The 23,072-nt window shown below is 63.2% G+C and carries 22 protein-coding genes; 13 read left to right on the plus strand and 9 right to left on the minus strand.

What is annotated here, in order from left to right; genetic code table 11:
• Positions 1-105 precede the first annotated feature (105 nt).
• The 3 genes from ACODSO_RS25195 to ACODSO_RS25205 form a co-directional block, all read right to left on the minus strand.
• Entirely contained in the window at positions 106-1,128 is a 1,023-nt protein-coding gene (locus ACODSO_RS25195; protein ID WP_489039430.1) for a hemolysin family protein, read from the minus strand.
• Positions 1,125-2,516, minus strand: a complete 1,392-nt coding sequence (locus ACODSO_RS25200) for a hemolysin family protein (protein ID WP_489039431.1) — start codon at positions 2,514-2,516, stop codon at positions 1,125-1,127. The genes ACODSO_RS25195 and ACODSO_RS25200 overlap by 4 nt, the downstream gene beginning before the upstream one ends.
• 132 nt (positions 2,517-2,648) lie before the next feature.
• A complete protein-coding gene (locus ACODSO_RS25205) occupies positions 2,649-3,044 on the minus strand; it encodes a universal stress protein (RefSeq protein ID WP_489039432.1) in 396 nt (131 codons plus the stop codon).
• 91 nt (positions 3,045-3,135) lie between these two features.
• On the opposite strand from ACODSO_RS25205, the gene ACODSO_RS25210 reads away from it, so the two are divergent.
• The 3 genes from ACODSO_RS25210 to ACODSO_RS25220 are packed head-to-tail and all read left to right on the plus strand — an operon-like array spanning position 3,136 to position 6,187.
• Positions 3,136-4,125: a Bug family tripartite tricarboxylate transporter substrate binding protein gene (locus ACODSO_RS25210; RefSeq protein ID WP_489039433.1), complete on the plus strand. Its 990-nt coding sequence runs from the start codon at positions 3,136-3,138 to the stop codon at positions 4,123-4,125.
• Positions 4,122-4,682 carry a tripartite tricarboxylate transporter TctB family protein gene (locus tag ACODSO_RS25215; RefSeq protein ID WP_489039434.1) on the plus strand — a complete coding sequence of 187 codons (561 nt, stop codon included), beginning with the start codon at positions 4,122-4,124 and terminating at the stop codon, positions 4,680-4,682. The genes ACODSO_RS25210 and ACODSO_RS25215 overlap by 4 nt, the downstream gene beginning before the upstream one ends.
• Positions 4,682-6,187 (plus strand): tripartite tricarboxylate transporter permease, encoded by a 1,506-nt coding sequence (locus ACODSO_RS25220; RefSeq protein ID WP_489039435.1) that lies wholly within the window; start codon positions 4,682-4,684, stop codon positions 6,185-6,187. The genes ACODSO_RS25215 and ACODSO_RS25220 overlap by 1 nt, the downstream gene beginning before the upstream one ends.
• Positions 6,188-6,314: 127 nt before the next feature.
• Here ACODSO_RS25220 and ACODSO_RS25225 read toward each other — a convergent pair whose 3' ends face one another.
• Positions 6,315-8,492 carry a glutamine synthetase III family protein gene (locus ACODSO_RS25225; protein WP_489039436.1) on the minus strand — a complete coding sequence of 726 codons (2,178 nt, stop codon included), beginning with the start codon at positions 8,490-8,492 and terminating at the stop codon, positions 6,315-6,317.
• 292 nt (positions 8,493-8,784) lie between these two features.
• Between ACODSO_RS25225 and ACODSO_RS25230 the strand changes: the two genes are divergently transcribed.
• Genes ACODSO_RS25230 through ACODSO_RS25245 form a run of 4 tightly spaced genes read left to right on the plus strand, consistent with a single transcriptional unit; the run spans position 8,785 to position 11,021 of the window.
• Positions 8,785-10,005, plus strand: a complete 1,221-nt coding sequence (locus ACODSO_RS25230; protein WP_489039454.1) for an alkane 1-monooxygenase — start codon at positions 8,785-8,787, stop codon at positions 10,003-10,005.
• Positions 10,005-10,172: a rubredoxin gene (locus ACODSO_RS25235; protein ID WP_489039437.1), complete on the plus strand. Its 168-nt coding sequence runs from the start codon at positions 10,005-10,007 to the stop codon at positions 10,170-10,172. The genes ACODSO_RS25230 and ACODSO_RS25235 overlap by 1 nt, the downstream gene beginning before the upstream one ends.
• 1 nt (position 10,173) lies before the next feature.
• Positions 10,174-10,359: a rubredoxin gene (locus tag ACODSO_RS25240; RefSeq protein WP_489039438.1), complete on the plus strand. Its 186-nt coding sequence runs from the start codon at positions 10,174-10,176 to the stop codon at positions 10,357-10,359.
• Positions 10,360-10,397: 38 nt separating this feature from the next.
• A complete protein-coding gene (locus tag ACODSO_RS25245; RefSeq protein WP_489039455.1) occupies positions 10,398-11,021 on the plus strand; it encodes a TetR/AcrR family transcriptional regulator in 624 nt (207 codons plus the stop codon).
• Positions 11,022-11,148: 127 nt separating this feature from the next.
• Here the strand turns inward: ACODSO_RS25245 and ACODSO_RS25250 are convergent, their stop codons facing one another.
• The 3 genes from ACODSO_RS25250 to ACODSO_RS25260 all read right to left on the minus strand — a co-directional run bounded on the left by ACODSO_RS25250 (position 11,149) and on the right by ACODSO_RS25260 (position 15,577).
• Positions 11,149-13,287, minus strand: coding sequence for a thiamine pyrophosphate-dependent enzyme (locus tag ACODSO_RS25250; RefSeq protein WP_489039439.1), 2,139 nt, complete (start codon positions 13,285-13,287; stop codon positions 11,149-11,151).
• A gap of 19 nt (positions 13,288-13,306) precedes the next feature.
• Positions 13,307-14,899: an MFS transporter gene (locus ACODSO_RS25255; RefSeq protein ID WP_489039441.1), complete on the minus strand. Its 1,593-nt coding sequence runs from the start codon at positions 14,897-14,899 to the stop codon at positions 13,307-13,309.
• A gap of 93 nt (positions 14,900-14,992) precedes the next feature.
• The gene (locus tag ACODSO_RS25260; protein ID WP_489039442.1) at positions 14,993-15,577 is read right to left on the minus strand and encodes a TetR/AcrR family transcriptional regulator; all 585 of its coding nucleotides are present in this window, start codon (positions 15,575-15,577) and stop codon (positions 14,993-14,995) included.
• Positions 15,578-15,691: 114 nt separating this feature from the next.
• Here ACODSO_RS25260 and ACODSO_RS25265 point away from each other — a divergent pair, with 114 nt between their 5' ends.
• From ACODSO_RS25265 to ACODSO_RS25285, 5 genes are all read left to right on the plus strand, one after another.
• Positions 15,692-17,392, plus strand: coding sequence for a nitroreductase/quinone reductase family protein (locus ACODSO_RS25265; protein WP_489039443.1), 1,701 nt, complete (start codon positions 15,692-15,694; stop codon positions 17,390-17,392).
• Positions 17,393-17,440: 48 nt separating this feature from the next.
• Positions 17,441-17,590 carry a hypothetical protein gene (locus ACODSO_RS25270; protein ID WP_489039444.1) on the plus strand — a complete coding sequence of 50 codons (150 nt, stop codon included), beginning with the start codon at positions 17,441-17,443 and terminating at the stop codon, positions 17,588-17,590.
• Positions 17,591-17,645: 55 nt separating this feature from the next.
• On the plus strand, positions 17,646-18,362 hold the full coding sequence (locus ACODSO_RS25275) for a haloacid dehalogenase type II (RefSeq protein ID WP_489039445.1): 717 nt from the start codon (positions 17,646-17,648) through the stop codon (positions 18,360-18,362).
• Complete coding sequence (locus ACODSO_RS25280; protein ID WP_489039446.1) at positions 18,359-19,003, plus strand: GntR family transcriptional regulator; 645 nt, start codon at positions 18,359-18,361, stop codon at positions 19,001-19,003. The genes ACODSO_RS25275 and ACODSO_RS25280 overlap by 4 nt, the downstream gene beginning before the upstream one ends.
• A gap of 82 nt (positions 19,004-19,085) precedes the next feature.
• The gene (locus tag ACODSO_RS25285; protein ID WP_489039447.1) at positions 19,086-20,330 is read left to right on the plus strand and encodes an alpha-hydroxy acid oxidase; all 1,245 of its coding nucleotides are present in this window, start codon (positions 19,086-19,088) and stop codon (positions 20,328-20,330) included.
• On the opposite strand, the gene ACODSO_RS25290 is transcribed toward ACODSO_RS25285, so the two are convergent.
• Together ACODSO_RS25290 and ACODSO_RS25295 are read right to left on the minus strand one after the other, a co-directional pair.
• A complete protein-coding gene (locus tag ACODSO_RS25290; protein WP_489039448.1) occupies positions 20,317-21,474 on the minus strand; it encodes an RNA polymerase sigma factor in 1,158 nt (385 codons plus the stop codon). The two genes, ACODSO_RS25285 and ACODSO_RS25290, sit on opposite strands and share 14 nt — an antisense overlap.
• A gap of 2 nt (positions 21,475-21,476) precedes the next feature.
• Positions 21,477-21,884 carry a YciI family protein gene (locus tag ACODSO_RS25295; protein WP_489039450.1) on the minus strand — a complete coding sequence of 136 codons (408 nt, stop codon included), beginning with the start codon at positions 21,882-21,884 and terminating at the stop codon, positions 21,477-21,479.
• A 186-nt stretch (positions 21,885-22,070) separates the two neighbouring features.
• Between ACODSO_RS25295 and ACODSO_RS25300 the strand changes: the two genes are divergently transcribed.
• Positions 22,071-22,883, plus strand: coding sequence for an alpha/beta fold hydrolase (locus ACODSO_RS25300; RefSeq protein WP_489039451.1), 813 nt, complete (start codon positions 22,071-22,073; stop codon positions 22,881-22,883).
• Positions 22,884-23,072: the final 189 nt, after the last annotated feature.

Consider the following 23,072-nt stretch of genomic DNA (forward strand, 5'->3'; position numbering starts at 1 on the left):
CCCGATGATGTCCTACTTGCTCTACGACGCGCTTCTCCCCCAGCTCGGTCACGACGCTGCGACGTATTGGGCGACCTCGCTCGTGTTCGACGCGCGTCAGTTCTGTCAGGTCGACATGGCCGCCGTGGCCAGTGCGTCTGTGGGGAGTAGCCGGGAGAGAACATCCGACAGCGTCACGACGCCGACTGTCCGGTCCCCGTCGACCACGAGCGCGAGGTGGCTGCTTGTCTCTCGCATCTTCGCGAGCGCGACATAGACCGGGGTGTTCGTCTCGAGCGTGAACACCGGGCGGGTGACGTCCGCGAGATCGACATCGCCGTTGAGCGTGTCGCGAACGTGCACGACGCCGCTCACCTTCTCGCCGTCACGCACCAGGATGCGCAGATGACCCGACTCGAGCGACGCAGTTCGCACGTCGGCGATCGTTGCCGTGGACAGCACCGACGTCGACACGCCGGGCGTGCCGATGAGGTCGCCCACGGTGAGTTTCTGCAGTTCGAGCGCTCCGGAAATCTGAACGGAGTAGCTCGCGTCGAGAGCCCCCACGTTGACCGAATGCTCCACCAACTGACGTAGGTCGTCCGGGTTCTGGCCCGACGCAACCGTGTCGGCAGGCTCCACGCCGACTCTGCGCAAACACCAGTTCGCCATGTTGTTGAGCAGAATCAGGATCGGCCGAGTCACGAACATGAAGCCACGCATCGGGAGGGCCAGCATCGTCGCCGACTTCTCCGGGTGCGCGATCGCCCACGACTTCGGCGCCATCTCACCGACCACGAGATGCAGGAACGTGACGATGATCAGTGCGAGTACGAACCCCGCAACGTCGGCCACCCAGTACGGGATTCCCCACGACTCGAACGCCGGCGTGAGCCAATGGTGCACAGCCGGTTTGGTCGTCGCACCCAACGCCAGGGTGCACAGGGTGATGCCGAGCTGCGAGCCTGCCAACAGAACCGTCAGCTCACTGGAACTTCGCAGTGCCGCACGAGCGGAACGACTGGTCATGGCCGCATCTTCGAGGCGATGACGCTTGGCAGCGAGCAATGCGAACTCGACGGCGACGAAGAATGCACTGGCCGCGATGAGGCCGACGGTGACCGCCAGGATTACCCAGGGATTGCTCATCGGTGGTTGTCCATTTCTCGCTCGTCGGAGCGTTCACGTTGACCGACTTCCAGACGTACGGACGAAGGAACGTAATTGTCGATCTCGAGCACCTCGACGGAGACGAACCTCTCGGGCGCCTCGTCGTCGTCACCGATCAGGTCAGCGGAATCTGCGGGCAGATCGACCTCGATCTTGGTGCCCACCTCCGGCAACGAGCCGTAGTGCGTGATGACGAAGCCTGCGATCGTCTCGTAGTCACCTGCGGGAAGGTCATGGTCGATGGACCGTTCGACTTCGTCGATGTGGATCTCACCCGACATCGTCCAGGTGCCGTCCTCGGCCACGATCGGCGTCGTATCGAGTTCGTCGATGTCGTGCTCGTCGGTGATCTCGCCGACGAGTTCCTCGGCGAGATCCTCGATGGTGATGACGCCGGTCAGTCCGCCGTACTCGTCGATGACACAGGCGAGTTGGTTCTTCGAACCGCGCAACTCGAGCACGGCGGCAGGAAGCGCCTGGGTCTCGGGAAGGATGAGCGCGGGGCGCACGTACTCGCTGACCGCGACGTTGCCGCGATCGGTGACTGCCAGGATGTCCTGCAGATGCACTACGCCGACGATTCCATCGTCCTCGTCGAGCACCGGATAGCGCGAATGTTCCTGCCCCATCAGGGCTCTGATGTCGGCAAGGGTGTCCGTAGCACGTACGGTCGCCGCACGGGAACGCGGAATCATCGCGTGCTCGACCGTCCGAGTCGGAAAGTCGAGAATACGATCCAGAAGGTCCGACAGCTCGTCGGGCAGATCACCGGAATCCTTGGATTCAGCGACGATGTGCTCGAGGTCGCGCGGCGTCGCGGAGTGCTCGACGTCGTGCACCGGCTCGATCTTCAGCGCTTTGAGCAGCAAGTTCGACGCGTGGTCGAAAATAGTGATGAGCCAGCCGAACAGCTTCAGGTAGATCGTGGTCGACAGCGACAACCAACGCGCCACCGGTTCGGGACGCGCGATCGCGAAGTTCTTGGGAAACAGCTCACCGAAGAGCATCTGCACGAACGTCGAGAACAACAACGCAAGGACTGTGCCGACGGTGACGCCGACTGCGGTAGGGATTCCCACGCCGCCGAGCATGGTGCCGAGTGACTGTCCGATCAGTGGTTCGGCCACGTAACCCACGAGAAGGCCGGTCACTGTGATGCCCAATTGAGCACCGGACAGCATGAACGATGTTCGTTTGGTGACTTGGAGTGTGCGGCGGGCACCTGCATCTCCGGCTTCGGCGCGGGCCTTGAGCCGGGAGCGGTCCACCGTCATGTACGCGAATTCCTGAGCCACGAAGTAGCCGGTGGCCACGGTGATCAGGAAGACGACGAGGATGCCGAGCAAGAGAGTGAGCAACACGCTCATTCGCCGGACACCGCCTCGCACGTCGTCGACGTCGTGCGGGGAGCCGTGTCCGGCCCGGGTTTATCGCTGTCCATGAATCCTCTGCTTGTGGTGGTGGTCGGTAATGTCCGATTCTAGCGGGTCACTCAGCGCTCACGGAGCCTTCACGACCAAAACGGGAACTGGACTGTCGAGTAACACTCGCTGCACGGTGCTGCCCATCAGGAATTTGCCGACCGCCGAGCGTCGACGCGAGCCGATCACCAACAGTGACGCTCCCGTGTCCGCAACGAGGTCGACGATTGCGCCTGCGGGATCGCCGGCGTCCGGTTCGACCCGAACAGAGAACTCGGCGTCCGAGATTCCGCGACTGGCCAAGACCTGCCGAGTTGCGAGTGTTGTTGCCTCCCTGTCCTCTTCGGTGACCGAGTTGGCATCGACCACGGTCAGGGCGATCAACTCCAGGCCGCGTAGCTTCGCCTCTTCGACCGCCCGAACGAGGGCCTCGCGACCTTCGGGTGAGTCGCTCGTGACCACGGCTACCGACATTGTGTCTCCATTCGTTTGCTGCAGTTGATTGGACTAATCGGACAAAGCGTATCTACAGTTGCACTGTGACACATCACACGAAAGGCTTTTGATGGAGTTCTCGCCCACTCTGTCCAAATCTATTCTCGCAGTCGCAGTGATCGGTGCGGTGACCGTCGCGGGCATTGATGCGAGCCGCAGTGAGAGCGGCTCCGACGCCCGCGCGAAACTGACGTTGATCGCGCCAGCCGCCGCCGGCGGCGGCTGGGATCTCGTTGCACGCGAAGCACAGCAGGCGATGCGCTCGGACAACATCGTCAACAACGCGCAAGTGGTCAACGTGCCGGGCGCAGGCGGCACGATCGGACTCAGCCAGCTCGAAGCCCTGTCCGGTCAGTCGACGACGATGATGGTCACCGGCACCGTCATGCTCGGTGGAATCGCGATCAACAACTCCGAGACCACGCTGGCCGACACGGTGCCCATAGCCAAACTCGCCGAGGACTTCGAAGTGTTCGTCGTTCCGAAGGACTCGCCATACCAGAGCGTCGAGGACATGATCGCGGCCTGGCGAGAGAACCCGGGTGGCTTACCCATCGGCGGTGGTTCCCTCGGCGGCATCGACCACATCGTTGCCGGGCAGTTGGCGCAACAAGCCGACATCGATCCGGCGGCGATCAACTACATCGCCTACTCCGGCGGCGGCGAGGTGCTCACCGCACTGCTCTCGAACACCGTCGGCGTTGCGGTGAGCGGCTTCAACGACTTTCGCGATCAGATCGAAGCCGGCAACGTCCGTGCACTCGCCGTCGCGGCACCGGAGCCGGTGGAAGGAATCGACGTCGACACCTTCGCCGAACTCGGATACGACGTCGACCTGGTCAACTGGCGCGGTTTCGTCGCACCACCCGGGATTTCCGACGAGGACCGCCAAACACTGATCGATATCGTCACCGAAATGTCGGAGACCGAGCAGTGGGCCAGCGCCATCGAACGAAATCGATGGAAAGAATCCTTCATGACCGGTGATGAGTTCGGCGAGTTCCTCGAGACCGAACAATCCCGCATCACGGACATCCTTCGAGAGTTGGGACTCGTATGACCTCCGAGACGAAGTCCTCCCCGGGCAACGATCCCGTTGTTCCGTCCAAAACCCCCGAGGCTTCGTTCTGGACCGGCCGCAGTGGCCTCGTCGTCCCGGCACTGCTCGTTGCCCTCGGTGCATTTCTGGTCTACGGCACGGTGACGATGACCGTCCCGGAAACAGCGACATCGCCAGGCCCACAGGTATTCCCGTCGATCGTTGCCGGCGGATGCTTCATCATTGCAATCCTCGTTACGATCCAGCTGATCCTCAAACCCGACGTCATAGACCGCGGGGTAGACGCCAACGGCGTAGCGCACACGGGCAGCGTCAGCAACTGGCGCACAACGGGGATCACCGTCGCCTCGGTGGCCGTCTTCATCGTTCTGCTGGACCCGCTCGGGTGGGTTCTGGCCGGTGCACTCCTGTTCTGGGGTGTGTCGATCGGACTCGGTAGCCGTCGGTACGTGTTCGACGCCGCCATCGCATTGTTGGTCTCCTCCGCGGTGCAGATCGCGTTTTCGGGCGGACTCGGACTCACTCTCCCCGGTGGCATTCTGGCGGAGGTGTTCTGATGGATTCGTTGAGCAATCTCCTCGAGGGCTTCGGGACTGCCCTGACGCCGATGAACCTCGTGTGGGTTCTCGTCGGCGCCATGCTCGGTACTGCGGTGGGCGTGCTCCCCGGCCTCGGTTCAGCCATGGCCGTCGCACTGTTGCTACCCGTCACGTTCACCCTCGACCCGACCGCAGCGCTCATCATGTTCGCCGGCGTGTATTTCGGTGGACTCTTCGGTGACTCCATCTCCGGCATCCTGATGAACACCCCCGGCAACAGCACCGCGATCGCGGGCACGTTCGAGGGCCACCGGATGGCGAAGAACGGCCGAGCGCCCCAGGCACTGGCCACGTCCGCGATCGGCGCCTTCATCGGTGGCATCGTCGCAACCACACTGGTCGTGTTCTTCGCACCCGCGCTGGCCGATCTTGCGACGAACTTCGGTCCTGCCGAGTACTTCGCGCTGGCCGTCTTCGCTTTCGTAGCAACCTCCGCGGTGGTATCGGACTCGGCGCTCAAGGGTCTGACTGCGCTGCTGATCGGCTTGACTCTCGCCGTCATCGGCATCGACGGCCCGTCCGGCGCGTCGCGCTTCACGTTCGAGGTGCCCGCGATGTTCGACGGCATCCACATCGTGGTCATCACCGTGGCCATGCTTGCTCTCGGTGAGGTGATCCACGTGGCATCGAAGATCGGACGCCCGGAGGACACCTCGCTCATCGCCTCCGAAGGTCGCCCCTTCCTGAGCCGGTCCGAGTTCCGGGATGCTCTCCCGGCCTGGCTGCGCGGTACCGCGTTCGGTGTCCCATTCGGGGTCATCCCGGCCGGCGGCGCCGAGGTACCGAGCTTCCTGGCCTACGGCACCGAGCGCAGGCTCGACCGCAACAGGAAAAATCCCATGTTCGGTAAGGGCGCCATCCGCGGGGTCGCCGGTCCGGAGGCAGCAGGCAACGCCACCGCCGGCACGGCGATGGGCGCACTCCTCGCGTTGGGTCTGCCGACATCGGCAACTGCAGCGATCATGCTTGCGGCGTTCCAGCAGTACGGGATGCAGCCGGGACCGTTGCTGTTCGAGCGCAGCGGCGAGATCGTGTGGGCCCTGATCGCCAGCCTGTTCGTCGCGATGGTGGTTCTACTCATCCTGAACCTGCCGTTTGCGCCGTTGTGGGCGAAGCTGCTGAAGATCCCCAAGAACTACTTGTACGCGGGGATTACCGTGTTCGCTGCCCTCGGCGTCTACGCATCGAGCGCGTCCACCGTGGATCTGATGTTCATGCTCGGTCTCGGCATCCTCGGGTTCATGATGCGGCGCTACGGCATTCCGCTTGCCCCGGTGCTGATCGCTGTCATCCTCGGCCCCCTGGCGGAGGACTCGCTGCGACGCGCGCTCGCCGTCAGCGAGGGTGACCCCACCATCCTCATCGGTAGCGAGATCACCGTCGTGCTCTACACGCTGCTGACGATCGCCATCGTCTTCACCATCGTCAGCAAGGTCCGTTCGCGCGCCAAGGTTGACTTCTGATCCCTGCGCCGGTGCCGAAAGCGCCCGCGCCAGTGCCGAAAAGCGCCCGCGCCAGTGGCACGGTTGAGTATGTTCCTGTGCACTCAACCGTGCCACTGCGGCGGAGCCGCGGCCTTCGAATGCCGGCTTACAGGATGTAGAGCATCTCCTGGTACGTCGGAAGCGGCCACAGATCGTCCGCCACCATTGCCTCGAGAACGTCGGCCGCAGATCGGACCGCGGCCATAGCCGGCAACAGAGCCTCTTTCGCGTGCTCTGCCTCGGCCAACGCATCCCCGCCCGGATCGCTTTCCAATGCAGATTTCAGCGATGCCAAGGCAGCTTTGAGTTCGCCGAGCGGAACAGTCACGGCTTCGAGCGCTGTCATGTCGGCATCGACGCCCGCGGCCTTGAGCGCAGACACGTTCTGCGCCAACTCGGTCTGGTAGCGAACAGCAGCCGGGAGGATGGACGTCTGTCCCATCTCCAGCGTCAACCGTGCTTCGACGAACACCGTCAACGCATACTGCTCCAGGCCGATCTCGTACCGCGAGTGCATCTCTCGGTGGTTGAAGACCTTGTACTTCTCGAAGAGCTCCATCGAGGACTCACTGATGAGCTCGGGGAGCGCGTCGAGCGTGGTTCGCAGGTTGGGCAGTCCGCGTGCCTCTGCTTCGACCTGCCAGTTGTCGGAGTAGCCGTCGCCGTTGAACACCACGGCGCCGTGCTCGGTGATGATTTCCGTCAGCAAGTTCTGCACGGCAGTATCGAAGTCGGTGCCGTCGGCGACGGCGGCTTCGAGGTTGGTCGCCATGTAGTCGAGGGCCTCGGCCATGATCGTATTGATCGTGACCATCGGACCGTTGACGGTCTGCATCGAACCGGGGGCACGGAACTCGAACCTGTTGCCCGTGAAGGCAAACGGGCTTGTGCGGTTGCGGTCGCCCGGATCGGTCGGCAGCACGGGCAGGGTGTCTGCACCGATCATCATGGTGCCCTTGCCCTTCGACGACGTTGCCGCGCCCTTGGCGATCTGGTCGAACACGTCGGCGAGCTGGTCGCCGAGGAAGATCGAGATGATCGCGGGCGGAGCCTCGTTGGCGCCGAGTCGGTGATCGTTGGTCGCCGACGCCACCGAGGCGCGCAGCAGACCACCGTATTTGTGGACGGCTCTGATTACTGCCGCACAGAACACCAGGAACTGCGCGTTGTCGTGCGGGTTGTCTCCAGGAACTAGCAGCGACCCGAGGTCGGAGTTGCCGAGCGAGAAGTTGACGTGTTTGCCGGAGCCGTTGACACCTTCGAACGGCTTCTCGTGGAACAGACATTCCATGCCGTGCTTCTTGGCGATCGTCTTGAACGTCGTCATCAGCAGCTGCTGGTGGTCCGCCGCGATATTGCCTCGCTCGAACATCGGCGCGATCTCGAACTGCCCCGGCGCAACCTCGTTGTGCCGAGTCTTCGCCGGAATGCCGAGCTTGAACAGCTCACGTTCGGTGTCCATCATGAAGCCGAGCACGCGCTCGGGGATCGCACCGAAGTAGTGATCGTCGAATTCCTGGCCCTTGGGCGGCTTCGAGCCGAAGAGCGTGCGTCCGGCGTTGAGCAGATCAGGCCGGGCGAGGAAGAAGTGCCGGTCGACAAGGAAGTACTCCTGCTCAGGACCGCAGAACGAGACGATGTTCTCGATGTTCTCGTGCCCGAAGAGCTTCAGGATTCGCTCGGCATGCCCGCCCATCGCCTGCTGCGAACGAAGCAGCGGCGTCTTGTGGTCGAGCGCTTCGCCGGTCATGGACACGAAGACCGTCGGGATACACAGCGTGTTGCCGTTGGGGTTCTCGAGAACGTATGCCGGGCTGGTGACGTCCCAGCCGGTGTAGCCGCGGGCCTCGAAGGTGTTCCGCAGACCGCCGTTGGGGAAGCTCGACGCGTCGGGCTCACCCTGAATGAGGGTCTTGCCGGCGAATTCGGCGAGCGCGCTGCCGTCACCGACGGGGTCGAAGAAGCTGTCGTGCTTCTCGGCCGTCAACCCGGTGAGAGGGTAGAAGACGTGCGCGTAGTGCGTCGCACCCTTCTCGAGAGCCCAATCCTTCATCGCCGACGCGACGGCGTCGGCCACCATGGGATCGAGCTTCTTGCCCTTGTCGATCGTCGCCATGACCGACTTGAACACGGACTTGGGAAGGCGCTTCTGCATGACGACCTTGCTGAAGACGTTCTCGCCGAAGATCTCGCCCGGCTTCTCGTCCCCGACAAAGCTCACCGCAGGCGGTACATATGCCTCGACGTCTTTGATCGCCTGCAGACGAACGGTATTTCCACTCATACGCTTACTACCCCTCGGCCTGTGCCCCACGGCTTGTTCGCGGAGCCAACCAGCGAACTGTACGAATCAGACGTAGCGGTGATGTTTCGCAACTGTGACCACTGCAATTCGCCCGTTACAGCTGTTCACGACGCATCGCGACCGACTCAGTCACACCTGTCTGGACAAATTTTGCATTTTGTCTAGACGGTTTACATTTTCGGTGTATTGTCATGTATCAAGTGATGGACACCACCGGTTCGCTCGGCCGGTGGGTCCGCCCGAACAAAGGAGATCCGTCGTGGCAACCCAGATGAGTCCGCAGTCGAATACCCCGGTCGACGAGTGGCGTGACAAGAAGCGATATCTCTGGCTCATGGGATTGGTGCCACCGACCGCGGTGTTCCTGGCCATCGGACTGATCTGGGCGTTCAACATGCTGGGCTGGAACGCTGTGTCACCGGTGTGGTGGTGGATCGGACCACTCCTGGTGTACGGACTGCTTCCGTTGCTCGACCTCTTCTTCGGCCCGGACGGGCAGAACCCGCCCGACGAGGTCATGGAAGCTCTGGAGAACGACAAGTACTACCGCTATTGCACGTACATCTACATCCCGTTCCAGCTCGCCAGCCTTGTCATCGCGTGCTACCTGTGGACTGCGGACAATCTCAGCTGGTTGGGAATCGACGGCGGACTCGGCCTGATGTCGAAGATCGGCCTGGCCATCAGCGTCGGCGTCATGGGAGGCGTCGGCATCAATACCGCCCACGAGATGGGGCACAAGAAAGACAGCCTCGAGCGCTGGCTGTCCAAAGTTACACTGGCCCAAACGTTCTACGGCCACTTCTACATCGAGCACAACCGTGGCCACCACGTACGCGTCGCCACCCCCGAGGATCCGGCGAGCTCCAAGTTCGGCGAAAGCTTCTGGCGCTTCCTCCCCCGCAGCGTGTGGGGCAGCCTGAAGTCCTCGTGGGAGATCGAGAAGACTCGGATGGAACGACTCGGCAAGCCCACGTGGAACATTCGCAACGACGTCCTCAACGCCTGGCTCATGTCCGTGGTCCTCTTCGGCGTCCTGACGGCAGTGTTCGGAGTCAGCATCCTCCCGTTCCTGGTCATCCAGGCTGTCTACGGCTTCTCGCTGCTCGAGACGGTGAACTACCTCGAGCACTACGGACTGCTCCGCGCCAAGACCGCCTCGGGCCGCTACGAGCGCTGCGCTCCTGCTCACAGCTGGAATTCCGATCACATCGTCACCAACATCTTTCTGTATCACCTCCAGCGACACAGTGATCACCACGCGAACCCGACTCGGCGCTATCAGACCTTGCGCAGCATGGAAGGTGCGCCGAACCTGCCGAGCGGCTACGCCAGCATGATCTCGCTCGCATACTTCCCGCCGATCTGGCGAAAGGTGATGGACCACAGGGTGTTGGAGCACTACCGAGGTGACATCACCGCCGTCAACATCGAGCCGAGCAAGCGCGAGAAGATCTTGGCCCGCTACGGCGCAGACTCGGGCAACGAGTGATGGCAGCGTACGAATGCCCCGTCTGCAACTACGTCTACGACGAGGCGGCAGGGGCACCGCGCGAGGGCTTCCCTCCAGGAACCGCCTGGGCAGACGTCGATGACAACTGGCCGTGCCCCGACTGCGGTGTACGGGAGAAGATCGACTTCGAACAGAAAGCAGGATGACATGTCCACCGACTTCAAGCTCTACCAGTGCATTCAGTGCGGGTTCGAATACGACGAGAAACTCGGCTGGCCCGAAGACGGAATCGAACCCGGCACCAAGTGGGACGACATCCCGGAAGACTGGAGCTGCCCCGACTGCGGTGCCGCCAAAGCGGACTTCTTCATGGTGGAGATCAGCCGACCATGACGGCGGTGGCTCGGGTCCACGCGTACACGGCGGATAGACTGGCCGTCGTGACAACCCATCCGGTGAACCCGAGCCCTTACAAGAGCGCGGCGACCAACCTGATGCGCACCACGATCCTCGACGGCTTGCACGATCTGCTGCTCGAACGCACGTGGTCGACGGTCAACATGACCGATGTCGCCAAAGCAGCCGGCATCAGCCGGCAGACGCTGTACAAGGAATTCGGCACACGCAAAGGCCTAGCTCAGGGGTACGCGCTTCGGCTCACCGACTCGTTCGTCTCGGCCGTCGACGATGCTGTGTATACCAATGAAGGTGACGCTCTGCGAACCCTGTACGTGGCGTTCACCGAGTTCTTCAGCCGAAGCGCCTCGGACCCACTCGTGCTCTCGATGCTCACCGACGATCCTCCCCCGGATCTGCTCAGGCTGGTCACGACCGAGAGCGGGATTCTCATCGAGCACGCCGCGGTCCGGTTGGCTCAAACCTTCGAGCGCAGTTGGCTTCGGGCGTCGGCTCACAACGCCGATGTCTTAGGCCGCACGGTGGTTCGGCTTGCCCTGAGCTACGTCTCCATGCCGCCGGACAACTCGGCCGATGTCGCGGCCGACCTCGCGTCGCTGCTGACGCCGTTCGTGGTCACCATCCAAGATACGGCGTAGGCGGGCCCGGGGTTTTCGGACCGAACGGCTGATTCAGTCACTTCAAGTGACCGAAAGGCTCGTTCGGTCACTCTGAGTGACTCAAAGGCTCGTTCGGTCGCCGCAAGTGACCGAAAGGCTCGTTCGGTCACCGGGACCCGTCGACCATCCCCAACGCAGCGTCGAGGATACTGTCCTCGGACAACAAAACCTCCAGTGCCGCGTCGCCGAGCGGGATGAAACTATCCTCGCTGGTGACCCTCCTGATCACGCCGTCGAATCCTGCGTCGACCAACGCCGTCACAACTCCTTCGCTCACTCCCCCGGACCTGCGGGTCTCGTCCACGACCACTACCTTGCCCGTCGCGCGCGCGTTATCGAGAATGTCGTCGACGGGTAGCGGTGCAAACCAACGAAGGTCGACGACGCGCACTCCGATACCCCGCTCCTGCAGTTGTCGTGCGACGCGAAGGCTCATCCTGACGCCGTTGCCGAACGTCACGATGGTGAGATCCGTTCCGTCCCCGTGCACTCCGGCCTGTCCGATTCGAACAGTCGTGGCGGTTCCCGATCCGAGCCATCCGCCGTCACCATCGTCGTGAAGATCGCGAGTGTGGTACAGCGCAATGGGTTCCAGGAATACACACACCGCACCGTCGCTGACCGCAGCGGCCGCGCAGGCGAGGAGCATCGCCGCGGCATCGTCGGGCCGGGACGGTGACGCGAGGACGATGCCGGGGATGTCACGCAGTGCGGCAATTGCGTTGTCGTTGTGGAAATGTCCACCGAACCCCTTCTGGTAACCGTAGCCTGCGACTCTGACGATCATCGGGTTGCGGTACTGCCGGTTGGAGAAGAACTGCAGCGTCGACGCCTCGCCTCGGATCTGGTCGGCGGCATTGTGCAGGTACGCGAGGTACTGAATCTCGGCAATGGGCAGAAGTCCGGAAACACCTGCACCGGTAGCCAATCCGAGTATCGCCTGCTCGTCGAGAACGGTGTCGAACACTCGCGTCGATCCCATCTTGGCCTGCAATCCGCGTGTGACGCCGTACACGCCGCCCTTGCGGGCAACGTCCTCGCCGAACAGTATCGACTGCGGATACATCGCCAGGATCTGCAGCAGCGCTGTGTTGATCGACTGCGCAAGGGTCGACCCGGCTGCCGATTCCGCACTGTCGGCTTCCGACCGACCAACTGCCGCGGCCAATTCGGTCAGTGGCGCCATCACAGCCGAGGTGCTGTCCAGTTGTGGACACCCGCACACGTCCCGGGCAGCGTCCATCACGTGTGTGCGCTTGGCCTCGTACATCTCGATGACCTCCTCCGCGGTGAGCACCTCGGCGTCGATGAGAAGACATGCGGTTCCGAGTACCGGGTCCCGTGAATACTCGGACGTGATCTCGGCCGGCGTTCGGTAGGCCGACTCGACGTCCGATCCCGCATGTCCCATCAGTCGCACCGTCGTGATGTGCAGAAACGCCGGTCGACGGTGACGGCGGACCCAGTCGACTGCGGCCGTCGATGCGTCGTACGCCGCCCCTAGATCGCTTCCGTCGGCGTGGAAATACTCGAGACCGGCGCGGCCGGCGAAGTTCGACGCGATCCATCCGGACGGGGTTCGCACGCTGATGCCGATCCCATTGTCCTCGCACACGAACAGCAGTGGCATCGAAACACCCTGGTAACCAGCATGTACGGCGGTGTTGATCGCGCCGACGGCCGTGGAGTGATTGGCCGAGGCGTCGCCGAAGCTGCACACCGTCACCGCATCACGCGGCCAGGGACAGTCCACCCCCAGCTTATGGGCACGCGCGGTCGAGAACGCGACCCCGACAGCACGCGGCAGGTGCGAGGAAATCGTCGACGTCTGGGGAATCACCGCGAGATCGGCGCGCCCGAACACCTTGTGCCTGCCGCCGGAGATCGGCTCCTCGGTCGCCGCCACGAGCCCGAGCAGCACGTCCCTGATCGGTTCGCTGCCGCCGACTTGCCTGGCGCGCTCGAGGAAGAAGGCCCCGGAACGGTAGTGCAGCAGAGCAGGATCCGTCGAGCGAAGCGCACCTGCCACCGCAGCGTTGGCCTCGTGCCCGGAGGAACCGATGGTGTAGTAGCCCTTGCCCTGCGAACGCAGCCACCGTGCCGCGAGATCGAGATGACGGCTGCCGAGTTGGGCATCGAACAGTTCCAGCGCGCGAACCGGCGTCAATGCCGCGTCGAGTGGCCGGAGCCTGGACGAAAAGGTCGACACAGTTGACAGGAAGTGCTCGTCGATCGCCTCGGCCATGGTGCCAGGATATGCGCCTCTACCGGGTTGTCACCAGAAGTCCGCCGCCCTCGGGTCGCTTCCAGGGTAAGAAGATCGCCACCACGACCGCACACGTCAACGCCGCGCCCACGGTGACGAACGAAGCAAGTTGGAAGCCCTCGAGCGACGCAGCCTTCATCGCGTACACCAACTCAGCTTTCTGAGTGGCGAACAGTGGGTTGGTCGGTGCCTTCACGATCTCGATGACGCTGACGACGGTCTCCCGTGCGAACGCCTTCTGATACGGCTCCATGATGGCGTCGGGAATCGCGTCGATCCTCGGTCCCACCTTGGTCGTGTAGATCGATGCGACGATGGAGCCGAGCACTGCCACACCAAGGGTCCCGCCGGCTTCGCGGGTCGTATCGTTGACTGCAGAACCGGCTCCCGCTTCGTCGAGCGACACCGAGGACATGATCGACTCCGTCGCCGGCCCCTGGACGATCGCGAGCCCGAGGCCCATCAATACCATGGAGATCAACACTGGTCCCATATAAGGGGTTTCGACTTCGACTTGTCCTGCGATGAACATCCCCGCGCTCATCACGAGCAACCCGAACACGATCACCGCAGTCGTCCCGATCCGCTGCGCAATGAGGGTTGCCACGGGTGCGCCGACCGCAATCGACGCTGCGAAGGGCAAAGAATGAATCCCGAACTCGAGCGGGCTGAGTTCCATCACGCCCTGGAAGTACTGGGTGATCATGAACAGAAAGCCGAACATGCTGAAGTAAGCCACGGCAATCGCTAGCGCCGGAAGCGAAAACCGCCTGATTCTGAACAGGTTCATGTCGAGAACCGGAGAGTCGGTGCGAAGTTCCCACCACACGAACGCCACGAGAGACAGCGCTCCGCCGATGTACGCGGCAACGCTGATCGTCGACAACCAGCCCTGATGCGGCGCCTCGATGATCGCCCAAACGAGCACGGTGATGCCGAGGAGGGACAACACGATTCCGATCGGGTCGTACTTCCCGACGTGCGAGGCGCGTGACTCGGGAACCACAGCGATCGTTGCTACGACCACCACAGCTGCCACCGGGATGTTGATCCAGAACACCGAATGCCACGAGAAGTGCTCGAGCAGAAAGCCGCCTGCGGTTGGACCGATGGCGATGGCGAACCCTGCCATCGCCGTCCACGCGGCAATGGCGAGTGCACGTTCCCTCGCGTCGGTGAAGATGTTGATGATCAAGGCGAGGGTCGCGGGGAACACTGCCGCTGCACACACGCCCATCGCGGCCCGAGCGACGACTACCTGACCGAGGTCTGCGGCCACCGCACCGAAGACCGACATCACTGCAATCCCGACGAGTCCGACGATCATGACCTTCTTGCGCCCGTACCGGTCCCCGAGATGCCCGAAAGCGAGCAACAGGCCCGCAAAGGTGAGCGTGTAGGCGTCGACGATCCATTGCAGTCCGCTGATGCTCGACCGCAACTGCAGACCCATCGATGGCAGCGCGACGTTGACGACGGTGTTGTCCAGCACGACGAGGAGTTCGGCTGCACAAATCACCACCAGCGCCGCCCAGCGCTGTCGAGTCGTGAGTACGGAACTTCTATGACGTGACACGACTGACTGAGACACAGGTTCAACCCCTTCGAATTATGACGCGCTCCATAGCGGCACGACTCGAAAGGTAGCTGTAACTTTGAGTAATAGCAATACCGGGTTCGGCCTTCAGCGACCATCCACGCCGTCGAGAGCCACCTCGAGCCACTGCAACAGCTCGACCTCCACGCGATCGAGAGCGACTGTGCTGCGCTGGGCTTTCGCCATGATCAAGGCGCCTTCGAACGAGGAAATGACCATCGTCGCGAGAGTCCGGGAGCGTTCCTGGGACAGACCACGCTGCCAGAGCGAAGCAGCAATGGAGTCCTCCCACGAGGTGAACGACTCCCCTGCGGCCGCAAGCGCCGCGGGGGAATTCGCACCCTCGAGCGCCGCGGGCGCGACCGGGCAGCCCGCGGTGAAATCGGTGGCTTCGAGCTGCACACGAAACCCGCCGATGATTGCTCGCAGAGTGGCTGCCGGGCCTTCGTTCGCCAGACCCGACGAGATCATCGACCCCATCAGGGCACCTGCAGTCCTCGTCGCCTCTTCCACGAGCTGCGGCTTTCCCCGGGGAAAATGATGATAGATCGACCCGCGAGGGGCGCCGGCATGCTCGATCACTTCAGCGAGAGACGTCGCCTCGACTCCTTTCTCACGAAACAGCAGCGCTGCACTCCGCAACATGTCGTCACGGGCAGTACTTCTACTCACAGCCCCTCCTCGAGTCCCCGGCTTGGCAAGCATTGACGTAACCGATGGTTACACATACGCTCGACAAAGCTATGCACATCAGCATAGCCGCCGCGCCCGCGATGAGGAGTCACCATGGACACAGACGAGCGAAGCGGAGTCAGCACCCTGTCCTCGCCGCTGACACTGTCATGCGGCCAGATACTTCCCAACCGAATCATGAAAGCTGCGCTGAGCGAGGGACTCGGCACACCCGACCACGCACCCGACATCAGACTGGAACGCCTCTACACGCAATGGGGAGCGGGCGGATACGGCCTGGTGGTGACCGGAAACGTCATGGTCGATCGGAAACACATCGGTGAGCCCGGCAACGTCGTCATCGAAGACGACCGCGACGTGGACGCACTCACGCGCTGGGCGAAATCGACTGGCGACGGCGGATCACCGGTATGGATGCAGCTCAATCACCCAGGACGGCAGGCGAATCCACTCGCTACCCACGCCACACCAGTCGCACCGTCGGCGATCGCCCCCAATATCCCCGGCATCCCCGCGCCGCGCGCCCTGACCGATTACGAGATCGACGACATCGTGGAGCGGTTCGCCATCGCCGCATCGGTTGCCGAGTCCGCAGGCTTCGACGGCGTACAGATACATGGAGCGCACGGATATCTTGTGTCGCAGTTCCTTTCACCCGCGGCGAACAAGCGCGAGGATCGATGGGGCGGCGACATCGACGGGCGCATGCAGTTCGTTCTCGAGGTGGTCCGCACCATCAGGGCGTCCGTCTCGCCGAGCTTCGCCGTCGGAATCAAGCTGAACTCGGCCGACTTCCAGAAGGGCGGGTTCACCGAGGAGGAGTCGCGGCTGGTCGTCGAGCATCTTGTCGGCGAGCGCATCGACCTGATCGAGATCAGCGGCGGCAGCTACGAGTCACCGGCGATGATGGGCCGCCCGGTGGCGGTCTCCGACAGCACGGCGAAGCGGGAGGCATACTTCCTGGACTATGCGCGAGAGGTGCGACGCGCCGCGGGCGACGTCCCCCTCGCCGTGACCGGGGGCTTTCGTACGAGATCGGCGATGAGCATGGCCGTCGGGTCGGGAGACTGCGACGTGGTCGGCCTCGGTAGGCCGACTGCAGTGGTGACGGCAGCGGGGCATGCCCTGATCCGTGACGACGTCGACCGTCTCGACTCGCCACAGATCACCCTCGGCCTTCCGAAGAAGTACGCAACGTCGAAGTCGCTCGACGGCGCTCTCGACCTGCAGTGGCACACCGATCAACTTCAACTGGTCGGAAACGGACAGGCCCCGGATCCGCATCGATCACTGTGGAAGACTGCCGCGACCATGGTGCAGCGCAACGGCATCGACGCGTTCCGCAGTCGACGGGGTGCCACCGGGGCGGATCCGACGCTGCGCAAGTTCAAGCGCGAGCGCTTTGTCGGTCGGTACTTCGCCAATCCGTTGATGCGTGGCCTGACGCGGGCAGGCGTGCAGGTGTCGCTGATGACCGACATCGAAACCGTCGGTCGTACAACCGGTCTCGCCCGACGCGTGCCGGTCTCGGCGAAGTTCGACGACACCGGGGCATGGATCATCTCCCAGCACGGCACCAGGTCCGGGTGGGGAGCGAACATCGCCGACGATCCAGCTGTCCGCCTCCGCGTCGGCAATCGTTGGCGCAGCGGTACTGCAGCGTTCGTTCACGACGACGACATCACAGCCCGGGCGCGATCCTTCGCGGGCAACCCGCTGCTCGGCCGGATTGTCGGTGCCACGTTCGCAGCGCTGCAGACGACGCCGATCACGGTGCGCGTGACGTTCGACTGAGTTACCGCCCAGTGGTTGAACCGACCGGGTACCGGCTATTCACTTCACATGACAACCGACAAAGCAGCCGACCGGGCAACCGGCAAAGCAGCAGAGCACGACGACGAACCGAAGGGTGGGCACCCGGGCCCAGTGGACGAGGGAAAGAACGGCGGCATGGCGACACGCGAATTGGCGCCGGAGCTCACCGAAGAGTGACCTGCCGTTGCGGTGTTACTGTATAACAGTCATACCGTCACACGACAGGATCCCGATGAACCTCTCCGACTACGACGCCGTGAGCTTCGATTGCTACGGAACCCTGATCGACTGGGAAAGCGGCATCACCGCCGTGTTGGCCCCGTGGGCGCGAGAGGTCGGGCTGACCGTGGGCGACGAAGACCTGCTGGCGACTTATGGGCAGAACGAAGCGCGGTCCCAGACCGAATCACCCACAGCGCTGTACCCCGAGATCCTCGCCGACGCCTTTCGTCGCACCGGCGAGGATCTCGGCGTGAGCGTGTCGAATCAGTGGGCGCAGAAACTGGGAAGTTCGGTCCCGGACTGGCCCGCGTTTCCCGACAGCCACGACGCACTCGCCTCGCTCGCCGAGAGATACACGCTCATCATCCTGTCGAACGTGCATCGCGCGGGGTTCGCCGGCAGCAATGCCCGACTCGACGTGCACTTCGACCGCATCATCACCGCCGAGGACGTCGGCGCGTACAAACCCGCCCCGAACCACTTCGAAGCGCTCGACGTGGCCCTTACCGAACTACAGATCCCCAAGGATCGGCTACTCCACGTCGCCCAGAGCCTGTTCCACGATCACGTTCCCGCGAAAACCCATGGCCTCGACTCGGTGTGGATCAACCGTCGCCATGATCGATCCGGCTGGGGCGCGACTCCCGAGCCCACGGGCGAGTTCACCTACGCAGTCGAATTCCCGTCCATGCGCGCGTTCGCCGAGGCGGCACAGGAAGCACGATGAACGTCCTCAACACCGTGTCGACCCGCGACGCGCTGGTCGACGAACTTCGAACGCTGATCCTGTCCGGCGAACTCGAGCCGGGAACACCACTCACCGAGACCGGTCTGTCGGAGAAATTCGGAGTAGCTCGACCCACGGTCCGTTCGGCGCTGCAAGTGCTCACAGCCCGACATCTCGCGGTGCAGTCCGAGGGACGGTCTTTGATCGTTCCCGATCTCGATATCTCGGACGTGCGCGATCTGTACTTCGTTCGACTGCCACTCGAACTCGAATGTGTATCGGCGATAGTCGAGCGCAACCTGTCGCTCGACGAAGCGCACGCGCAGCTGAGCGTCATGGAGCAACTACCGGACACTGCAGACTGGGTCCGACGGGTCGAGGCCCACACCGCGTTCCATGTCGCGATCGTCGACGCCGTCGGGAGTCCTCGATTGAGCCGGGTCTACTCGACGCTGCAGGACGAGATCCAGCTGTGCCTGGCACAGATCAAGGACTCCTATCCGCAGCGGCAGGAGTTGGCGATCGAGCACCGCGCGTTGCTCGACGACCTTCGATCCGGCGATCTGGACCGTGCTCGGGCGCAGATGCGCGCCCACTTGGCCGGCGCCGTCTCCAACTTCATCAGGCACAGTGCTAGCTGAGAACCTCGATGTCTTGCGGCACGGTCAGCGGCCGCGTTAGTGTGGTCAGACCACACCGAATCTGCACCAGCGAGGACCGTCGATGACTCAGCGCCACCTGCCCAAAATTCGCGATCTCGCACCGCTCATGCAGTTCCAGAAGCCGAGCTTCGATTTCAAGGCCAACCGCCTCGCCAAGGCCCAGACCGTCTACGACCTGCGCAAGATCGCGCAACGACGCACTCCACGAGCGGCATTCGACTACACCGAAGGCGCCGCCGAAGCCGAGATCTCACTTCGTCGGGCTCGCCAGGCATTCGAGGACATCGAATTCACCCCCTCGGTACTGCGCAACGTCGCAAACGTCTCGACCGGGTGGGATGTTCTCGGTGCTCCGGTGGCCCTGCCGTTCGGTATTGCACCCACCGGCTTCACCCGACTGATGCACACCGAGGGTGAAATCGGAGGTGCCCACGCGGCTGCGAAGCACGGAATTCCGTTTTCGTTGTCCACCATGGGCACTACCGCCATCGAGGACGTCAAAGCTGCAAACCCCAGGGGCCGCAACTGGTTTCAGTTGTACATGTGGAAAGACCGCGACCGTTCCATGGCACTCGTCGACAGGGCAGCGCACGCCGGATTCGACACACTCCTCGTCACCGTCGATGTTCCGGTAGCAGGAGCGCGGCTGCGCGACAGACGAAACGGCTTCTCCATTCCTCCGCAGCTGACTCTGGGAACCGTCGCGAACGCGATTCCACGTCCGTGGTGGTGGTACGACTTTCTGACCACCGACACACTGTCGTTCGCATCGCTCGACAAGTGGTCCGGAACCGTCGGCGAATTGCTTGATACGATGTTCGACCCCACAGTGGATTTCGACGACCTTCGCTGGATCAAGGAACAGTGGCCAGGAAAAATCGTCGTCAAGGGAATCCAGAACATCGCCGACGCCAAGAAGGTCGCCGACGTAGGCGTCGACGGCATCATCCTCTCCAACCACGGCGGCCGCCAACTGGATCGAGCGCCGATACCCTTCCACTTGCTACCCGAGGTCGTGAAGGAGGTCGGCAGCGAGTACGAAATCCATGTCGACACCGGCATCATGTCGGGAGCGGACGTCGTGGCAGCCGTCGCCCTCGGTGCGCGCTTCACACTTCTCGGACGGGCCTACCTGTACGGCCTCATGGCAGGCGGGGAGGACGGGGTGAACCGCATGATCGAGATCGTCGGTGAGCAGGTGAGCAGGACGATGCGGCTCCTCGGCGTCAGCTCGCTCGAAGAACTCACTCCCGAGCACGTCACTCAGCTGGTTCGGCTCGCCCCACGGGCGCTCACGCCTCGGTGATGCCCGGCCGCTGCTGACCGATCCGAGCGGCTCGACGCGTGAGATGGTGACGCTCGGCGAGGCTGGATGCCAGCCCAGCTGCTTCGACGTAAAGCCTTGCAGCCGTATGTAGATCACCTGCCTTCTCATGCAGGTGCGCCGACACTGCGGCATATCTCGGCACACTACGATCGACGGCCGCCAACTCGGCCAGTCCCGCCGCCGCGCCGTCGGCCTCCCCCACCGCAACCGCCCGATTCAACTGCACCACAGCGCTGCCGGTGATCCGTACCAGCTCGTCGTACCAGCTGACGATCTGCACCCAGTCGGTCTCCTCGACGCACTGTGCGTCGGCGTGCAGCGCTGCGATCGCGGCCTGCACCTGATACTCGCCGAGGCGGTCACGCGCGAGCGCTGCCTGCAGGATGTCGACGCCTTCGGCGACGAGAATTGTGTCCCACTGCGATCGGTCCTGCTCGGCCAGCGGGATCAGACTGCCGTCGAGTCGTGTCCGCGCACTGCGTCTGGCCTGGTGCAGCAACATCAATGCCAACAAGCCCGAGGTTTCCTCGTCGTCGCTCAGGACGGTCAGTTGCCTGGTCAGACGAATCGCCTCCGACGCCAGGTCGACATCGCCCGTGTAGCCCTCGTTGAAGACCAGATACAGCACCCGTCGCACCGTCGACAGATCTCCGTGCTCCTCGAACCGGACATCGCGAACAGCACGTTTGGCCCGGCTGATTCGCTGAGCCATTGTCGATTCCGGTACAAGGTACGCCTCGGCGATCTGCTTGGTGGTCAACCCGGCGACCGCACGCAACGTCAGTGCCACCGCCGACGACGGGCTCAGCAACGGATGCGCGCACAGAAAGAACAACTGCAGGGTGTCGTCGGTGTTTTCCGTCGGCCCCGGTGGTGGTTCGGCCCAGGTGCGGAACTCGCGCGCGCGCCGGGCCTCCTCGGACCGGTGGCCGTCGAGGAATTTTCGCCACGCGACGGTGACCAGCCAGCCCTTCGGGTCCGCTGGCATTTCGTTCGGCCACGTCCGAGTTGCCTGGATCAGCGCTTCCTGCACGGCGTCCTCAGCCGACGCGAAGTCGAGACCGCGACGGGTGAGGACGCCGATCACCGCAGGTGTGAGCTCCCGCAGCAGCAGGTCGTCCATAGTCAGTCTTCGATGGTTGCGGGTGAGCCCATTGCCGGACGCACCTCCAGCCACTCGTGGATGGGCTTGCCTCCTGCGCCGGGAGCAGCCGACAGCTCACCTGCCAGTTCGAGCGCTCGCGCGTAGGTGTCGACGTCGATGAGCATCCAGCCGGCGACGAGATCTTTGGTCTCCGCGAACGGCCCATCGGTGACAGGCGGTTTACCTTCGCCGTCGTAGCGGACGAACGTACCCTCCGGCCTGAGCGCCTGACTGTCGACGAACTCGCCGGTGGCGCGCAGCTTGTCGGCAAAATCCTCCATGTACTGCATGTGCGCGTCGATCTCCTGTGGGGTCCACTGATCCATCGGAACATCGTTGGCCGACGCCGGCGCACCGCGGTAGTGCTTCAGAAAAAGGTACTTCGCCATGATGATCTCCCTATGTTCGTGCAACCCTGTGGCTGCATCCAACCCTGGGACGGAGCCGGTTGTACGTTTTCGACATCTCGCGCCGACATTTCTTCTGCATCGAAAGCGTCGTGTTCGATGCCGTGGACTCCGGTCGCGTACGCCGAACACACTTGTCTGAAGGCGAGCACCATTACCATGACCGGCATGACAATGCGTTACGACGTCGCAGGCACCGGCCCTACCCTGGTACTCGTCCACGGGATCGTTCATCGCAGGCAGGCCTGGAACTCGGTCGTCGACTTGCTGACGCCGTACCGCACAGTGGTCACGGTGGATCTCCTCGGCCACGGTGAATCGCCTGCCCTCGACATGAGCGGGCCTGATCTGCTCGAGCAAGTCGTCGACGCTCTCAGTGCTCTGGTCGCCGAGTTCGAGACACCCGACTCACGAGTCCACATCGCCGGCAACTCACTCGGCGGATGGTTGGCGCTTGCCCTCGCGTGCCGCGGACGCGTCGCTTCGGCCACTGCACTCTCGCCCGCCGGCTTCTTCGTCAACGACCGCGACCGTCGTCGTGCCATCGGCACGTTCCAAGTGCTCCGCAGCCTCACCCGCGGAATGGGCGATCATGCACCGAAGTTACTGTCGTACAAAGCTGTACGCTATCCGGCAATCTCTGCGTTCTTCGCACACCCTAGCCGAGTGTCCTACGATGATGCCGTCGTCGACGCCGCCTCGCTACTGTCCAACACACTGGTGGACAAGGGCCTCGACGCAACGTTCGAGCTTCCGGTCGCAGCGGAACCTCGCGTGCCCATCACCATCGCATGGGGTCGCCGCGACCTCGTGCTGCCGATCTATCAAATGGCACGAGCAAAGAAGAATCTTCCGCACGCGCGCTTCATCACGGTGCCCGGCGTCGGACACGTCCCGATGACCGACAACCCCGAGCTGATCGCGTCGATACTGTTGTCCGGCAGCGAACCTCCGGCGGTGGCGAGCGGGTCGACGGGATAGTCGATCACGCCCAGCGCCCCTGGCCGCGCACCTTCCAGCCAACGCGCACGTTGCACCCTGCGCGGCCGCTGAAACGTGCGCGGGACGTGGCCCACGGTGAGCGAACGGCTCATTCGGTCACTTCCGCGCGCGAACGCGCACCTTCCAGCCAACGCGCACGTTGCACCCTGCGCGGCCGCTGAAACGTGC

It is taken from the genome of Rhodococcus sp. FG69 (assembly GCF_057808915.1).

Coding starts and splice junctions, on each gene's coding strand:
- ACODSO_RS25270 (WP_489039444.1), top strand. CDS start 17,441: ATGACAACCGACAAAGCAGCCGACCGGGCAACCGGCAAAGCAGCAGAG.
- ACODSO_RS25300 (WP_489039451.1), top strand. CDS start 22,071: ATGACAATGCGTTACGACGTCGCAGGCACCGGCCCTACCCTGGTACTC.
- ACODSO_RS25230 (WP_489039454.1), top strand. CDS start 8,785: ATGAGTCCGCAGTCGAATACCCCGGTCGACGAGTGGCGTGACAAGAAG.
- ACODSO_RS25295 (WP_489039450.1), bottom strand. CDS start 21,884: ATGGCGAAGTACCTTTTTCTGAAGCACTACCGCGGTGCGCCGGCGTCG.
- ACODSO_RS25250 (WP_489039439.1), bottom strand. CDS start 13,287: ATGGCCGAGGCGATCGACGAGCACTTCCTGTCAACTGTGTCGACCTTT.
- ACODSO_RS25210 (WP_489039433.1), top strand. CDS start 3,136: ATGGAGTTCTCGCCCACTCTGTCCAAATCTATTCTCGCAGTCGCAGTG.
- ACODSO_RS25220 (WP_489039435.1), top strand. CDS start 4,682: ATGGATTCGTTGAGCAATCTCCTCGAGGGCTTCGGGACTGCCCTGACG.
- ACODSO_RS25280 (WP_489039446.1), top strand. CDS start 18,359: ATGAACGTCCTCAACACCGTGTCGACCCGCGACGCGCTGGTCGACGAA.
- ACODSO_RS25215 (WP_489039434.1), top strand. CDS start 4,122: ATGACCTCCGAGACGAAGTCCTCCCCGGGCAACGATCCCGTTGTTCCG.
- ACODSO_RS25195 (WP_489039430.1), bottom strand. CDS start 1,128: ATGAGCAATCCCTGGGTAATCCTGGCGGTCACCGTCGGCCTCATCGCG.
- ACODSO_RS25265 (WP_489039443.1), top strand. CDS start 15,692: ATGGACACAGACGAGCGAAGCGGAGTCAGCACCCTGTCCTCGCCGCTG.
- ACODSO_RS25285 (WP_489039447.1), top strand. CDS start 19,086: ATGACTCAGCGCCACCTGCCCAAAATTCGCGATCTCGCACCGCTCATG.
- ACODSO_RS25290 (WP_489039448.1), bottom strand. CDS start 21,474: ATGGACGACCTGCTGCTGCGGGAGCTCACACCTGCGGTGATCGGCGTC.
- ACODSO_RS25205 (WP_489039432.1), bottom strand. CDS start 3,044: ATGTCGGTAGCCGTGGTCACGAGCGACTCACCCGAAGGTCGCGAGGCC.
- ACODSO_RS25200 (WP_489039431.1), bottom strand. CDS start 2,516: ATGAGCGTGTTGCTCACTCTCTTGCTCGGCATCCTCGTCGTCTTCCTG.
- ACODSO_RS25240 (WP_489039438.1), top strand. CDS start 10,174: ATGTCCACCGACTTCAAGCTCTACCAGTGCATTCAGTGCGGGTTCGAA.
- ACODSO_RS25275 (WP_489039445.1), top strand. CDS start 17,646: ATGAACCTCTCCGACTACGACGCCGTGAGCTTCGATTGCTACGGAACC.
- ACODSO_RS25225 (WP_489039436.1), bottom strand. CDS start 8,492: ATGAGTGGAAATACCGTTCGTCTGCAGGCGATCAAAGACGTCGAGGCA.
- ACODSO_RS25235 (WP_489039437.1), top strand. CDS start 10,005: ATGGCAGCGTACGAATGCCCCGTCTGCAACTACGTCTACGACGAGGCG.